This is a genomic window from Klebsiella sp. EMBS2024 (assembly GCF_036233805.1).
GTDB classification, from domain to species: Bacteria; Pseudomonadota; Gammaproteobacteria; order Enterobacterales; family Enterobacteriaceae; genus Klebsiella; species Klebsiella pneumoniae.
In genome coordinates, this window is record NZ_JAZARW010000001.1 from 3,998,301 (window position 1) to 3,998,925 (window position 625).

General features: G+C 65.9%; 1 protein-coding gene and 1 pseudogene. Both read right to left on the bottom strand.

The annotated features are described in order from the left end of the window. Positions 1-383, bottom strand: a pseudogene (locus VZP09_RS18225) (sodium-extruding oxaloacetate decarboxylase subunit alpha); the annotation flags it as partial. A gap of 15 nt (positions 384-398) precedes the next feature. Next, a partial coding sequence (locus tag VZP09_RS18230) for an oxaloacetate decarboxylase subunit gamma (protein ID WP_328795327.1) occupies positions 399-625 on the bottom strand: 227 nt, incomplete at its 5' end.

Consider the following 625-nt stretch of genomic DNA (forward strand, 5'->3'; position numbering starts at 1 on the left):
AGGGCGGCCTGCATGTTGCGCGGGTCGTTCATGGCNTCGAAGACGCGGAAGACGTCCATGCCGTTTTTGACGGCGCGCTCCACGAAGCGCTCCACCACGTCGTCGGCGTAGTGGCGGTAGCCGAGCAGGTTCTGGCCGCGGAGCAGCATCTGCAGCGGGGTCTTCGGCATCGCCTTTTTCAGCTCGCGCAGGCGGACCCACGGGTCCTCGCCGAGAAAGCGGATGCAGGCGTCAAAGGTGGCGCCGCCCCAGCACTCCAGCGAGCGGTAGCCGACGTCGTCCAGCTGAGCGGCAACGGGCAGCATATCGTCGAGACGCAGACGGGTGGCGAACAGGGACTGGTGGGCGTCGCGCAGGACGACATCGGTAATGGCAACGGTCATGAATTCCTCCGTGAATTAAGGGTGAAGACGGCGATGGTGGTGAATGGCGGCGACAATCGCCGGCTTCAGGCGGGCGAAATCGTCGGCGGGCGCGACGGCGGCCGGCGTCGCTGCGGGAGCGGCGGGCGGCTCGGGAAACAGGCGGTTGACGGCGAGGGACATTCCCCGGATGGCAAAGATGAGCAGCAGCAGAAACGCCAGCACAAAGCCCATGCCGAGAAACATCAGGGTGAAGCCTTCGC